Genomic DNA, 12,678 nt, shown 5'->3' with positions numbered 1-12,678 from the left:
ATGGGAATCAGGGCCATCAGCTTCGACTGTTACGGAACGCTGATCGACTGGGAAAGCGGCATTGCCGACGCATTGTCGGCGTGGTCGAGGCGCCACGGAGCAGCCCTGGAACGCGCCGAATTGCTGGCGGCGTTCTCGGAGGCCGAGCCCGTGGTGCAGTCGTCCGATCCGGAATTGCCCTATCCCGAGGTGTTGCACCGGGTGGCGGAAAGGATCGGACGCAGATTAGACCTGCCGGTAAGCGCTGCCGATGCCGGCGGGTTCGCCCGCTCGATTCGCCGCTGGCCGCCGTTTCCGGATACGTCGAAGGCGCTGACCCGGCTGCAGGAGCACTATCGACTTGTGGTGCTGTCGAACGTGGACAAGGCGTCCTTTGCGGCAACCGAACGGGCCCTGGGCATCCGCTTCGATCTCGTGTGCACGGCCGAGGAGATCGGTTCGTACAAGCCGGACCCGCGCAATTTCCGATTCCTGCTGGCGCGGTTGGCGGAAATGGGTATCGCCAGGGTGGAATTGCTGCACGCGGCGCAAAGCCTGTTCCACGATATAGAGCCCGCCCGCGCAATGGGGATCCGCACCGCGTGGGTGGACCGCTATGCGGGAGCGGCGTCCGGGGCGGCGCGCGCCCCACAGGGCCGAATCGAGGCCGACATCCGCGTCTCCAGCCTGGACGAACTGGTCGAGTCGCTTCTGTAGCGGAACAGCACATCGGCGCCCGTCCCGTATCATGCGCGGGTCATGGAAGCGCGCCTGACCGAAGGCCCCGTCGGCCGTCATCTCTGGGAACTGATGGTCCCGATGATGATCGGGCTGCTGGCCATGATCTCCTTCGGACTGGTGGACGCCTGGTTCGTCAGCCGGCTCGGACCCCTGCCGCTGGCCGCCGTCAGCTTTACCCAGCCCGTGGGCTTTGTCGTGGCCGCCGTGGCGATGGGCATAGGCGTGGGCGCCAGTTCGGTGATTGCGCGTTTGCTGGGCCAGGGCAACAAGCGCCGGGTTCGGCGCATCGCCACCCACGCGTTCCTGCTCAGCGGACTGCTTGGACTGGTGCTGCTGGCGCTGGGTTGGATATTCATGGAAGACCTCTTCGGCCTGATGGGCGCCGACGAGACCACCATGCCTCTGGTTCGCGACTACATGGAGATTTACCTGATCGGGCTTATCTTCGTGGTGGGACCCGTCATCGGCGGTTCGATCCTTCGCGCGCTGGGCGACGCCAAGTCGCCGGGCGTCCTGCTCACTCTGACGGCCGTGGTCAATGCCATTCTGGATCCCATTTTTATCTTCGGCCTTTTCGGGTTTCCGCGAATGGAAGTGCAGGGCGCCGCCCTTGCCACCGTGTTCGCCAACGTGATTTCGCTTTCGGCCATGCTGGTCATCGGGATCCGCCGGGACAAGTTCCTTACGCTGCGCGGCATGAGACTGATTCTCGATTCGTGGAAGCGCATTCTGCACGTAGGGTTGTCGGCAACCGCTTCCGGTTTGATGGCGCCCCTGACTTCAGCTTTCGTGGTAGCGATGGTGGCGCGCTTCGGCCAGACCGCGGTGGCCGGCTTCGGCGTCGGCGTCCGCACCGAGGCGCTGGCGCTGTTGCCTTATATGGCATTGGGCGCGGCGATCGGTCCGTTCGTGGGCCAGAACGCGGGCGCCGAGCGGATGGACCGGGTGAGGGAGGCGCACAACTGGTGCCTGCGTTTCACGACCATATACGGCCTCTCCGTAGCCGCGTTGCTGAGCATTTTCGCCGAACCCATCGTCGGACTCTTTACCCATGACGAGGGCGCCATGCGCGCGGCAGTGACCCAGTTGCGAATCCTGCCGTGGACCTATTGCCTGCTGGGCGTGACCATGATTTCCAACACGTCGCTCAACGCGCTCGGCAAGCCTCTGGCGGCCATGATGGTCTCGCTGTGCCGAACCTTGCTGGTCTACGTGCCGCTCTCATGGCTGCTTGGGCTGCTGTTCGGACTGATCGGGGTGTTCTTCGGCGGAGCCCTGGGCAACCTGGTGTCCGCCTCAGTCGGAATTGTGCTTCTGCGGCGGGGAATGCGGCAGGTTGAGCTGACCGGCGCCCTTCCGGACAATAATCGTGTCAAGGCCCAGGCTTAAGGCGCTTATAGCCGCGCTCGCGCTGTTTGCTTGCGCACCGGCCATTGCCGAGGAGACGTTGACGCTGGTCAGTTCCTGGAACCGCCAGATCAATTTCTCGCAGCACGCCCAGGTTTATATCGACGCGGTCAACGAACGCGGCCGCGGCGTGGTGCAGATCGAGTTCATCGGCGGCCCCGAAGTCATACCGCAGCGCCAGCTCTTCTACGCTCTCCGGCGCGGCGTGATCGACATGGCCCTGGGCGGAATCACCTACTACCTCGGGCTGCTGCCGGAGGGCGACGCCATCTTCGCTTCCAACATCGACCCGATGCAGGCGCGCGCCAGCGGTGCGCTGGAAGCCCTGCAGCCGTACTGGAAGAAACGCGCCAACGCCCACCTGATCGGCTGGATGCAGTCCGGCATCGGCATCAGCATCTACCTGGCGCGCCGTCCGGAGTTCACGCCCGACGGAATGCCGGACCTTCGCGGTCTGAAGCTTCGCACCTCGCCATCCAACCGGGAACTGCTCTACGCCTTCGGGGCCCGCCCGGTGCAGATTGCGCTGCGCGAAACCTATACCGCCCTGCAGCGCGGCATCGTCGACGGCCTGGCCTTTACCAGCGTGGGCCTCGCGGACCTGGGCGTGGAGGAGTTCGTCCGCTATCGCATCGACCCGGAAGTGCTTAACCTGTCCATCTGCCTCCAGATCAACCTGGACCGCTGGAACGCCCTGAGCGAAGAAGCGCGACACATCCTGACCGACGAGGCGACGAAGTACGCGGTGGAGGCGAACGAGTGGTTCCGCGACCTGCGCGTTCGCGAATACGCGGAACTGGCCGAGACCGGATTCCAGAGCGTGCCGGCGCCCGATCCGGAGGCCTTTCGGGACCTTGCCCACCAGGTTGTATGGGAGCGCATGCGCAAGCGCGCTCCGGACTCGGTCGAGACGCTGAAGCCGCTGTTTTACCCCCAGAGCGACGAAGTGGTCGGGGCGGGCGGGCGTCCCGCTCTCAATGAACGATAGAGGCACGTCCGGGGGAATGATTTCCAGGGCCTGGGACAAGCTCGTGAACGGCATGGTGCTGTTCGCCTGCGCGCTGATCGCCGCCGATTGCCTGCTGATAGTCGTGGACGTGACCCTGCGCAACTTCGGCCGGCAACCGCCTGCCTACACGGTCGCGCTTACCGAATATTCGCTGCTCTACCTGACCATGGCCGCCGCACCCTGGCTGGTGCGCGAGCGCGCCTGGATCGTGGTGGAAGTCATCTATCGGCGGACTTCACCGACCGTGCGTGGAAGGCTCGACAAGCTGATCTTCGGCCTTTGCACGCTGGTCAGCGTAATTGTGGCGGTAATGGCCGGCATCCTTGCGGTAGAGGGTGTCATGCGGGGCGAAGTGGAAATCCGCTCGCTGGACATGCCGCGCTGGGCGCTGTTTACACCGGTCACTCTGGGCTTCGCCATGATGGCGGTGGAGTTCACGCGTTGCCTGATACGCGGCGACAGCATGGCCCAGGCCGAGGCCGACCAGGCCTTCTGACCGGCCGCCATGACCGCAGGCCTCGCCGTGTTCTTGCTGGTCCTCGCCTTCATGGCGATGGGCGTGCCGGTGGCGTTCGCCTTCCTGGCCGCCAACCTCCTGGGCGCCTGGATACTCGTCGGCGACTGGTACGGCCCGCTGCAGGTGGTGGACAACTCCACCAGCCTGATCACGAGTTTCACGCTGGTCGCGGTACCCATGTTCGTGTTCATGGGCGCCCTGCTGTTTCATTCGGGCCTGGCGCTTAGGGTGTTCGACGCGCTGGAGACGCTGTTCGGCAGGCTTCCCGCTCGCCTGAGCTACATCACCGTTGCCGGCGGCTCGACCTTTTCCACGCTCACCGGATCGACGATGGCCAATACCGCCATGCTCGGCTCGCTGATGATCCCCGAAATGACCCGCCGGGGGTATGCGCCGCACATGTCCATCGGACCCATCATCGGCACCGGCGGCCTGGCCATGCTGATCCCGCCGTCTTCGCTGGGCGTGCTGCTCGGCAGCCTTGCCGGGCTCAATATCGGCGCGCTGCTGATCGCAGGAATCCTTCCCGGCCTGGTGCTGGCGGTCGGCTACAGCCTGGTCATCTATCTGCAGGCGCGCCTCAATCCGAACAGCGCGCCCAGTTACGGCGTGCAAAGGGTTCCGGTCAAGCGCCGCATTCAGCTCCTGGTGTTCAACATACTGCCGCTGGGCCTGGTGGTTTTCTGCGTCGTGGGTTTCATCGTGCTGGGCTGGGCGACGCCCTCGGAGGCCGCGGCTTTCGGCGCGCTCAGCGTGGCCGCGCTTGCGGCTTTTTCCCGCAAGCTCACGGTCAGGGCGCTGCGGGCGGCGCTGGCCAGCACGGTTCGCATCTCCGGCATGGTGTTCCTGCTGATCCTGAGTTCGTCGGTGTTCAGCCAGTTGATGGCCTTCTCGGGCGCCAGCACGGCGGTGGTGGAATGGTCGATCGCGCTGGAGGCGGGACCGTACGCGAAGTTGCTGCTGATGTTCGCGTTGATGCTGGTGCTTGGCATGTTCATGGACCAGCTATCGATCATGCTGCTCACCATCCCGGTGTTCTTTCCGCTGGCCACGCTGATGGGCTTCGACCCCATCTGGTTCGGCGTGGTGGTGCTGCTGGCCCTGGAGATGAGCCTGACGACGCCGCCGTTCGGGCTGCTGCTGTTCCTGATGCAGAGCGTCGCGCCGAAGGGGACCACGCTCGGACAGGTCATCCGCGCGGCCTTGCCTTACCTGGCCTGCGACGCGTTGCTGCTCGGCGTGCTGATCCTGTTCCCCGCAATCACCCTCCGCTGACCCCGCGGGCCGCTTCGATCCCGCTCTTCTTCACCCCCGTCTTCCGGGAGACGCATAAATCCGTCCATGGAGCTCGGTTCCGCCATCCATGGCTCACACGCTCCCGGAAGACGGGGGTGAAGAAGGGCTACGGGGGGTGCTGGGAATGAGGGCACACTCCCTCGAGACAGGGGAAAGGATGCGGCTCGTGCGCGCTATTTGACGGCGGGTTTGGTGAGCTTGTAGAGCAGCCGGTCGGTCTTGCCGCGAATCGCGGGATCGAACACCAGCAGGGTGCGGTTGTCGTCGGGATTGCGCAGCAGGTCCGAACTCTCCATCTCGAAACCGGCGGCCTCGATGATCGGCAGCGCCGTGGCCACGTTCAGGCGATGCAATTGGGTGTTGTCCTTGTCCGGATCACCGTAGTGGTCGATCACGCCGAGCACGCCGCCGGGCTTGAGCAAGCCGTTCACCGCGGCCAACAAGGCCGCAACGTCCTCGTCGCTTCCGAAGTTGTGGCGGTCATGCAGGTTCAGGGCGGTCAGCGCGGCGTCCAGCGAACCGGGCTCCAGGCCCGTGTCATCCTCGTCGCGGTCCAGCCGGATCACGTTCGGGAGCCGGTTGTCCGCCAAGCGGGCCGTAATCGCCTTGTCGTAGGCGTTGTCATTGAAGCCCAGCAACATCGGAGGATTCTGGGCGTAAACGGTGCCCTCCGGTCCCACGGCCACCGAAAGCACCTCGGTGTACCAGCCGCCCGACGCCAGCAGGTCCATAACGGTCATGCCCGGCCCGATTCCGAGAAAGTCGAGCACTTCGGCCGGCCTTCTGGCCTCGTCCCGCGCCTTGTCCGCATCGGATCGGCCGCTCGCCGCGAGTTGCTCCGCCAGGTCCGCGGACGCGGACATCGAGAACAGGGCCATCAGGACTACCCCAAGCAGTTTCTTCATTACCGTTCCTCCACCCCCGGTACGGGGGCCGCAAAGTGTAACGCGTTCGTAAGGCACCAAGCCCGGGCGCGAGACGCAGCCTGATTGGAATCAGGGCCGCATGAGTTGGCGGACGAGGTCGGCGTTTTCGAGGGTTGAGACGTCCTGGTTGATTTCCTCGCCGCGGGCGATGGAGCGGAGCAGGCGGCGCATGATCTTGCCGGAGCGGGTCTTGGGGAGGGCCTCGACGATGCGCAGATCGTCGGGGCGGGCGATGGGGCCGAGCTGTTCGTCGACCCAGGCGCGCAGCTGTTGCTCCATGGTGTTCTGGTTTGAGGGCGCGACGCCCTCTCTCCCGGGGGAGGGCGAGGTACCCTCGCTCACGGATTTGAGCACCACGAAGGCGAAGATGGACTCGCCCTTGATCTCGTGCGGGCGGCTCACGACCGCGGCCTCGGCCACTGACGGATGGGCCACCAGCGCCGACTCGACTTCCATCGTGCCGAGGCGGTGGCCGGACACGTTCACGACGTCGTCCAGCCGGCCCATGATCCAGAAATAGCCGTCGGCGTCGCGGCGGGCGCTGTCGCCGGTGATGTAGCAGTCGTCGCCGAACTTGCCGAAGTAGGTCTCGCGGTAGCGTTCGCTGTCGCCCCAGATATTGCGCAGCATCGACGGCCAGGGATGGCGGATCACGAGGTAGCCGCCGCGGTCGGGCTCGGTAATCTCGTCACCGTTCTCGTCCACGATGGCCGCATGCACGCCCGGCAGCGGCCGGGTGCAGGAACCGGGCTTGGTGGAGGTGACGCCCGGGACCGGCGAAATCATGATGCCGCCGGTCTCGGTCTGCCACCAGGTATCGACAATGGGGCAGCCGCCGTTGCCGATCACGCGGTGATACCACATCCAGGCCTCGGGGTTGATCGGCTCGCCCACGGTGCCCAGCAGCCGCAGGGAGGAAAGATCGTATTTCCCCGGCAGCTCGTCGCCCAGCTTCATCAGGGCGCGGATCGCGGTGGGCGCGGTATAGAAGACGGTAACGCCGTAGCGTTCGCAGATTTCCCAGAAACGGCCGCCGTGCGGCCAGGTCGGCGCGCCTTCGTAGATCACGACGGTGGCGCCGGAGGCCAGCGGCCCGTAGGCGACGTAGCTGTGGCCGGTGATCCAGCCCACATCGGCCGTGCACCAGAACACGTCGTCCTCGCGAAGGTCGAACACCCAGCGGCAGGTCAGCCTGGCATGCAGCAGGTAGCCCGCCGTGGAGTGCTGTATGCCCTTGGGCTTGCCGGTGGAGCCGGAGGTGTAGAGCAGGAACAGCGGATGCTCCGCATTCACGTACTCGGCCGGACAGTCGGCCGCGGCGGAATCGGTCAGTTCGTGCGCCCAGCGGTCGCGGCTGTCATTCCAGGCGACGTCTTCCCCCGAGTGCCGGAAAACGATCACCCGGCGCACCGGATGCTCCCCGTACTCCAGCGCCCGGTCCACGGCGGCCTTGAGGCGCACGAATTTGCCGCCACGGCGTCCGGCATCGGCGGTAATGACGACTTCGGCGCTGGCGTCCACCACCCGGTCGTACAGCGAGCGGGCCGAGAAGCCGCCGAACACGACCGAATGCACGGCGCCGATGCGCGCGCAGGCGTGCATCGCGACGATGGCTTCCGGGCACATCGGCATATAGATCACAACGCGGTCGCCGGCGGCCACGCCCTGACCGCGCAGGGCGGCGCCCAGGCGTTCGACGGCACCGCCCAGCTCGCGGTAGGTCAGCGTTCGGCTGTCGCCGTCCTCGCCCTCGTAGACGATCGCCGGGCGGTCCGGGACCTGCCTGATCCAGGGACCCAGGCAGGCCTCGCTGGCGTTCAGTTCGCCGTCGGAGAACCAGGCGAAGTGCGGCGCGCGCGAACGGTCGAGGGTGGCGCTGAACGGCTTGTGCCAGGTCAGCATCTCGCGGGCCAGGTCGGCCCACAGGCTCACCGGGTCGCTGTCGCCCCTCCGGCAAAGCTCGTCAAGCAGTTCCCCGTTGACTTGCGCGCGGTTCGCGAAAGACTCGTCCGGGTCGAACCGGCGATCCTCGCTCAGGACCGATTCAATGTTTCCGGTTGACACGACGACCCGCCGTCCGGGCGATTCAGGCGGCCTGTTCGAAGCGGCTTTGCAGGCGGCTGTCGCGCGGAAAATGGGCCTTCAGGAACTCCATCTGGTCGGCCAGCACGCGCCGGCCCTTCAGATAGATGTATTCGGCATAGGTGGGCACGAAGGGTACGGCCAGCAACTGCATGCCGGCATCCTCGGGCAGACGGCCGCCCTTGAAATTGTTGCAGCGCTTGCAGGCCGCCACCACATTGGCCCAGACGTCCGATCCGCCCTGGCTGATCGGGCGCACATGATCGCGCGTCAGGTCGCGCCTGAGGAAGCGCCCGCCGCAGTACATGCAGATCTGCGCATCGCGGCGGAACAGCGTGTGGTTGTTGAGCGGCGGCGTGTAATTGTCGAGACGCTTGTTGAGCCCTGCCGACACGCCCTGCGTAGCCACGATCGTATTCACGTCCACCTCGCTGCGGTGGCCGGTGAGCGCGCAGATACCGCCGCGAATCCGGAAAAGCGGCCGGCCGCAGTGATAGGCGACCTGGCCCGCGTGATAGAGCCGCACGGCATCGCGGTAGTCGATCCAGCCCAGGGGACGGCCCGCCACGTCGGTGCGCAGCACCCACTGGCGCAAGTCCAAGGCGTCTTCAATCAGCAGCATCACACGCTCCCTATCAGGTGGCCTTATACATCTAAATTGCGAAATTTCAATGTCGGGCGGGGAAAATCGGCGCCGCCCGTCGGCTAAAATGCGCGCCAACTCCCGCTTGCTGCGCATTATTTCTTCTCCCAGATGCCCCTGACAATCGGCGTTTTGCGCGAGACCGCGCCAGGCGAAAAGCGCGTAGCCGTGGTGCCCAAGGTCTGGGTGCGCATGCAGGCTGCGGGGCTGCGCGTCGTCATGGAGAAGGGCGCGGGCCTTGCCGCAAGTTTCGCGGACAGCGACTACAAGGACATCGGTCTTGAGTCGTCGCCCGGCGCCGTGACGAAGGCATGCGATGCCCTTTTCTGCGTTGGGCCGCCGGAGATCGAGCGCATCGCGGAGCTGAAGAAGGGCGCGATGGTGGCGGGCCTGCTGAACGCCTACGCACCCTCGGAAACGACGGACGCCTTGCGCGATGCCGGAGTTACGGCTTTCTCGATGGAGCTGGTGCCGCGCATATCGCGCGCCCAATCGATGGACGTGCTGTCCTCGCAGGCGTCGGTGGCCGGCTACAAGGCGGTCCTGATGGCGGCCGACGAGATGCAGAAGTTTCTGCCCATGCTCACGACGGCCGCCGGCACGATCAGCCCCGCCCGCACCCTGGTGCTGGGCGTCGGCGTGGCCGGGCTGCAGGCCATCGCCACCGCGCGCCGGCTGGGCGCCGTGGTCGAGGCCTACGACGTGCGCGAGGAGACGCGCGAGCAGGTCGAATCCCTGGGAGCCCGCTTCGTCGACTCCGGCGTGAGCGCGACCGGCGAAGGCGGTTATGCGCGGGAACTCACGGACGAGGAAAAGGCCATGCAGCGGGAGGCCCTGGATCGGCATATCGCGGCCTGCGACATGCTGATCACCACGGCCGCGGTTCCCGGCCGGCCCTCGCCGCGCATCGTCAGCGCCGCGGCGGTCGAGCAGATGCGGCCGGGCTCGGTCATCGTGGACCTGGCGGCCGAGGGCGGCGGCAACTGCGAGTTGACCCGTCCGGGCGAGACGATCGACCATAACGGCGTGCGCATCATGGCGCCGTTGAAAGTGCCGGCGATGATGGCCCGCCACGCCAGCGCCATGTATTCGCGCAACCTGTTCAATTTCATCAAGCCCGCCATCAACGGCGACGAGTTCTCGCTCGACCTGGACGACCCGGTATTCGCGGGCACGCTGCTGACCCATGAGGGCGAGATCCGTTACGCGGGAGCGAGGAGGGACTGAACCGCAATGATCGACGGCTTCGTAGCGTTGTACATATTCATGCTGGCAGCCTTTGTCGGCTACGAGGTCATCTCGCGGGTGCCGGTCATCCTGCACACGCCGCTGATGTCCGGGTCGAACTTCATTCACGGCATCGTCCTGGTCGGCGCGATGGTGGCGCTGGGGTTCGCGGACACCACGCTTGAGAAAGTGATCGGCTTTGTCGGCGTGGTCCTGGCATCGGGCAACGCGGTGGGCGGTTACGTGGTCACCGAGCGGATGCTGGAGATGTTCAAGCGCAGCAAGGACGGGGACCAGGACGAAGAATGAGCCTCGATACGCTCATTGCCGGCAGCTATTTCCTGGCCGCGGTCCTGTTCATTCTCGGCCTGAAGGCGATGAGTTCGCCGGCCGGGGCGCGGCGCGGCATCGTCTGGGCCGGCCTGGGCATGGTGCTGGCCACCGTCGTGACCTTTTTCTGGCCGGGAATGAAGCCCGAGAATCTCCTGCTGATCGGGGCGGCCATCATCGTCGGCGGCGTGCCGGCCTGGATCAGCGGCCGAAGGGTGGCGATGACCGGCATGCCGCAGATGATCGCACTCTACAACGGCATGGGCGGCGGCGCGGCGGCGGCGATCGCCTGGGTGGAACTGCTTCGCGGCGGTCATGGCGGCGAGCAGTTCGGCTGGACGGTGATCGCGCTGGCGGTCACCGGTGCCTTGATCGGCGCCGTTTCGTTTTCCGGCAGCCTGCTGGCGTTCGCCAAGCTGGAGGGCTGGCTGAAACGCTCGCTGCGCTTCGCCGGGCAGAACGTGCTCAACCTCGTGATCCTGCTGGTCGCCGTCGGAGCGGGAGTGCTGGTGATCATGGGCGTGAGCGGGCCGTGGCTGACGGTGTTCATAGCCGTGGCGCTGCTGCTGGGACTCACGCTGACGATGCCGATAGGCGGCGCCGACATGCCGGTCGTGATTTCGCTGTACAACGCGCTGACCGGCCTGGCGGTCGGACTGGAAGGCCTGGTGCTGGACAACGCGGCCATGATTATTGCCGGCACCGTGGTCGGCGCGGCGGGCACGCTGCTGACCCAGTTGATGGCCAAGGCGATGAACCGGTCGCTGGGCAACGTGTTGTTCAGCGCGTTCGGAGAGACCGCCGCCGAGGGCGACGAGATCGAGGGCACGATGAAGCCTGTCGAGGCCATAGACGCGGCGGTCATGCTCGGTTTCGCCCGCCAGGTCATCATCATTCCCGGTTACGGCATGGCCGTGGCGCAGGCCCAGCACAAGGTATGGGAACTGGCCGAGGCGCTGATGAAGCGGGGCGTGCGGGTCAAGTTCGCGATCCACCCGGTGGCCGGCCGCATGCCGGGGCACATGAACGTCTTGCTTGCGGAGGCCGGCGTGCCCTACGACCTGATATTCGACGAGGCGGAAATCAATCCGGAATTCCCCAAGACAGACGTGGCGCTGGTGATCGGAGCCAACGATGTGGTCAACACGGCCGCGCGCACCGATACCGCCAGCCCCATTTACGGCATGCCGATACTGGACGCCGACAAGGCCAACAACGCCATCGTGATCAAGCGCGGCAAGGGGACCGGCTTTTCCGGCATCGAGAACGCGCTGTTCTACGAGGACCGCACCCGCATGCTCTACGGCGACGGCCAGGCCATGTGCGCCGAACTGATCCGGGCGGTGCACGAAATCTAGCCCCGGGTGTGGGGGCATGTCCCCCACAGCGCCCCGCTCTGGGGGATTCGCGTTAACCTTGCAGCCTGAGTTCATTCGGGAGGGTTCACGTGAACGACACACCGCAAGTCAGCCGCCTGGTGCGCACCGCACTCTTTGTTTCCGACCTCGACCGGTCGTCGCGTTTCTACAAGCAGGGCCTGGGTTACCACGACGTATACAGCGGCGGGGAACTGGCCCACAGTGTCGCGCACGCCCTGCTGGGGGTGTCCGAGGACTCGGTGATCCGCTACGAAATCGTCAAGGCCGAGGGGCCGAACTTCGGAATGATCGGCATGTTCGAGGTCAAGCCGTCTCCGCCGCCGGTAAGCCGCCGGACAGGCAGCGTGAACGTGGGCGAAGGCTGCCTGGTGCTGCTGACGACCGACATTCGTGCGGTGCGCAACCGCCTGGTGGACATGGGCGCGGAGATCGTATGCGAGCCGCAGCGGCTGGTCGTGCGAGGCACAGGCCCAGGGAACCTGGAGATGACCTGCCGCGACCCCGACGGCATGCTGATCAACCTGATCGAACGCCCAGTCGGCAGCTTCTAGCGCCGGAATCCCGGTCGCGCACCCGCGCCGCTTCCGATTTGGCGTTAATCTGGCGCCCTTGTTCTTCAAGGGAGGTCCAACGTGAACGACACGCCACAAGTCAGCCGCATCGTGCGCACCGCCATCTTCGTATCCGACCTGGAAAAATCGGTCCGCTTCTACAGGGAGGCCCTCGGCTACGGCGAGGTTTATGCCAACGGAGTGCTCGAGCACAAGGTGGGACATGCACTGATCGGTGTCCCGGAAGACAGCGTGATCCGCTACGAGATCGTCAAGGCCGACGAACTCAACTTCGGAATGGTGGGCCTGTTCGAGGCGAAGCCTTCACCCCCGGCGTTCCGGCGCCAAAACCGGGGAGCCAACCTGGGAGAGGGCTGCATGGTGTTCTTCGCGACGGACATCCACGCGGTGCGCGACCGCATCGTGGAACTGGGCGGCGAAGTCGTGTGTGAACCGCAATTGCTCGCGGTGCACACGCTGCGTCAGCTGGAAATGACCTGCCGCGATCCGGACGGCATGATGATCAATATCATCGAGCGCCCGACCGAAAACTGGAACGCGGACGTAGTGCAATAGGACGGAACGCGCCAC

13 protein-coding genes are annotated in these 12,678 nt (G+C 65.6%); 10 read left to right on the top strand and 3 right to left on the bottom strand.

The genetic code is table 11. The features are described 5' to 3' along the window. Genes F4036_08120 through F4036_08100 form a run of 5 tightly spaced genes read left to right on the top strand, consistent with a single transcriptional unit; the run spans position 1 to position 4,928 of the window. A complete protein-coding gene (locus tag F4036_08120; protein MYK37702.1) occupies positions 1-696 on the top strand; it encodes a haloacid dehalogenase type II in 696 nt (231 codons plus the stop codon). Positions 697-738: 42 nt separating this feature from the next. Then, positions 739-2,109 (top strand): MATE family efflux transporter, encoded by a 1,371-nt coding sequence (locus F4036_08115; GenBank protein MYK37701.1) that lies wholly within the window; start codon positions 739-741, stop codon positions 2,107-2,109. Further along, positions 2,084-3,115 carry a hypothetical protein gene (locus F4036_08110; GenBank protein MYK37700.1) on the top strand — a complete coding sequence of 344 codons (1,032 nt, stop codon included), beginning with the start codon at positions 2,084-2,086 and terminating at the stop codon, positions 3,113-3,115. Before F4036_08115 ends, F4036_08110 begins: the two co-directional genes overlap by 26 nt. Next, the gene (locus F4036_08105) at positions 3,105-3,632 is read left to right on the top strand and encodes a TRAP transporter small permease (GenBank protein ID MYK37699.1); all 528 of its coding nucleotides are present in this window, start codon (positions 3,105-3,107) and stop codon (positions 3,630-3,632) included. Before F4036_08110 ends, F4036_08105 begins: the two co-directional genes overlap by 11 nt. A gap of 9 nt (positions 3,633-3,641) precedes the next feature. Continuing rightward, on the top strand, positions 3,642-4,928 hold the full coding sequence (locus F4036_08100; GenBank protein MYK37698.1) for a TRAP transporter large permease: 1,287 nt from the start codon (positions 3,642-3,644) through the stop codon (positions 4,926-4,928). Between the two features lie 194 nt (positions 4,929-5,122). On the opposite strand, the gene F4036_08095 is transcribed toward F4036_08100, so the two are convergent. The 3 genes from F4036_08095 to F4036_08085 all read right to left on the bottom strand — a co-directional run bounded on the left by F4036_08095 (position 5,123) and on the right by F4036_08085 (position 8,579). Then, on the bottom strand, positions 5,123-5,854 hold the full coding sequence (locus F4036_08095; protein ID MYK37697.1) for a class I SAM-dependent methyltransferase: 732 nt from the start codon (positions 5,852-5,854) through the stop codon (positions 5,123-5,125). A 90-nt stretch (positions 5,855-5,944) separates the two neighbouring features. Further along, positions 5,945-7,939, bottom strand: coding sequence for an acetate--CoA ligase (acs, locus tag F4036_08090; GenBank protein MYK37696.1), 1,995 nt, complete (start codon positions 7,937-7,939; stop codon positions 5,945-5,947). A gap of 22 nt (positions 7,940-7,961) precedes the next feature. Continuing rightward, entirely contained in the window at positions 7,962-8,579 is a 618-nt protein-coding gene (locus F4036_08085) for an HNH endonuclease (protein MYK37695.1), read from the bottom strand. Between the two features lie 132 nt (positions 8,580-8,711). Here F4036_08085 and F4036_08080 point away from each other — a divergent pair, with 132 nt between their 5' ends. From F4036_08080 to F4036_08060, 5 genes are all read left to right on the top strand, one after another. Beyond that, positions 8,712-9,827 carry an NAD(P) transhydrogenase subunit alpha gene (locus F4036_08080; protein MYK37694.1) on the top strand — a complete coding sequence of 372 codons (1,116 nt, stop codon included), beginning with the start codon at positions 8,712-8,714 and terminating at the stop codon, positions 9,825-9,827. 6 nt (positions 9,828-9,833) lie between these two features. Then, positions 9,834-10,136: an NAD(P) transhydrogenase subunit alpha gene (locus tag F4036_08075; protein MYK37693.1), complete on the top strand. Its 303-nt coding sequence runs from the start codon at positions 9,834-9,836 to the stop codon at positions 10,134-10,136. Continuing rightward, positions 10,133-11,515, top strand: coding sequence for an NAD(P)(+) transhydrogenase (Re/Si-specific) subunit beta (locus F4036_08070; GenBank protein MYK37692.1), 1,383 nt, complete (start codon positions 10,133-10,135; stop codon positions 11,513-11,515). The genes F4036_08075 and F4036_08070 overlap by 4 nt, the downstream gene beginning before the upstream one ends. Positions 11,516-11,580: 65 nt before the next feature. Further along, positions 11,581-12,087: a hypothetical protein gene (locus tag F4036_08065; protein ID MYK37691.1), complete on the top strand. Its 507-nt coding sequence runs from the start codon at positions 11,581-11,583 to the stop codon at positions 12,085-12,087. An 81-nt stretch (positions 12,088-12,168) separates the two neighbouring features. Then, positions 12,169-12,663, top strand: a complete 495-nt coding sequence (locus tag F4036_08060; GenBank protein ID MYK37690.1) for a VOC family protein — start codon at positions 12,169-12,171, stop codon at positions 12,661-12,663. Positions 12,664-12,678: the final 15 nt, after the last annotated feature.

This window comes from Gammaproteobacteria bacterium, from assembly GCA_009845905.1.
Classification (GTDB): Bacteria; Pseudomonadota; Gammaproteobacteria; order Steroidobacterales; family Foliamicaceae; genus Foliamicus.
Note: the sequence above shows the minus strand (reverse complement) of the source record. Positions and strands in the feature narration are given on the sequence as shown.

Bases quoted from the DNA above. Each gene is read 5' to 3' on its own strand.
- F4036_08120 (MYK37702.1), top strand. From the start codon at position 1: ATGGGAATCAGGGCCATCAGCTTCGACTGTTACGGAACGCTGATCGAC.
- F4036_08115 (MYK37701.1), top strand. From the start codon at position 739: ATGGAAGCGCGCCTGACCGAAGGCCCCGTCGGCCGTCATCTCTGGGAA.
- F4036_08105 (MYK37699.1), top strand. From the start codon at position 3,105: ATGAACGATAGAGGCACGTCCGGGGGAATGATTTCCAGGGCCTGGGAC.
- F4036_08100 (MYK37698.1), top strand. From the start codon at position 3,642: ATGACCGCAGGCCTCGCCGTGTTCTTGCTGGTCCTCGCCTTCATGGCG.
- F4036_08095 (MYK37697.1), bottom strand. From the start codon at position 5,854: ATGAAGAAACTGCTTGGGGTAGTCCTGATGGCCCTGTTCTCGATGTCC.
- F4036_08085 (MYK37695.1), bottom strand. From the start codon at position 8,579: ATGCTGCTGATTGAAGACGCCTTGGACTTGCGCCAGTGGGTGCTGCGC.
- F4036_08080 (MYK37694.1), top strand. From the start codon at position 8,712: ATGCCCCTGACAATCGGCGTTTTGCGCGAGACCGCGCCAGGCGAAAAG.
- F4036_08075 (MYK37693.1), top strand. From the start codon at position 9,834: ATGATCGACGGCTTCGTAGCGTTGTACATATTCATGCTGGCAGCCTTT.
- F4036_08070 (MYK37692.1), top strand. From the start codon at position 10,133: ATGAGCCTCGATACGCTCATTGCCGGCAGCTATTTCCTGGCCGCGGTC.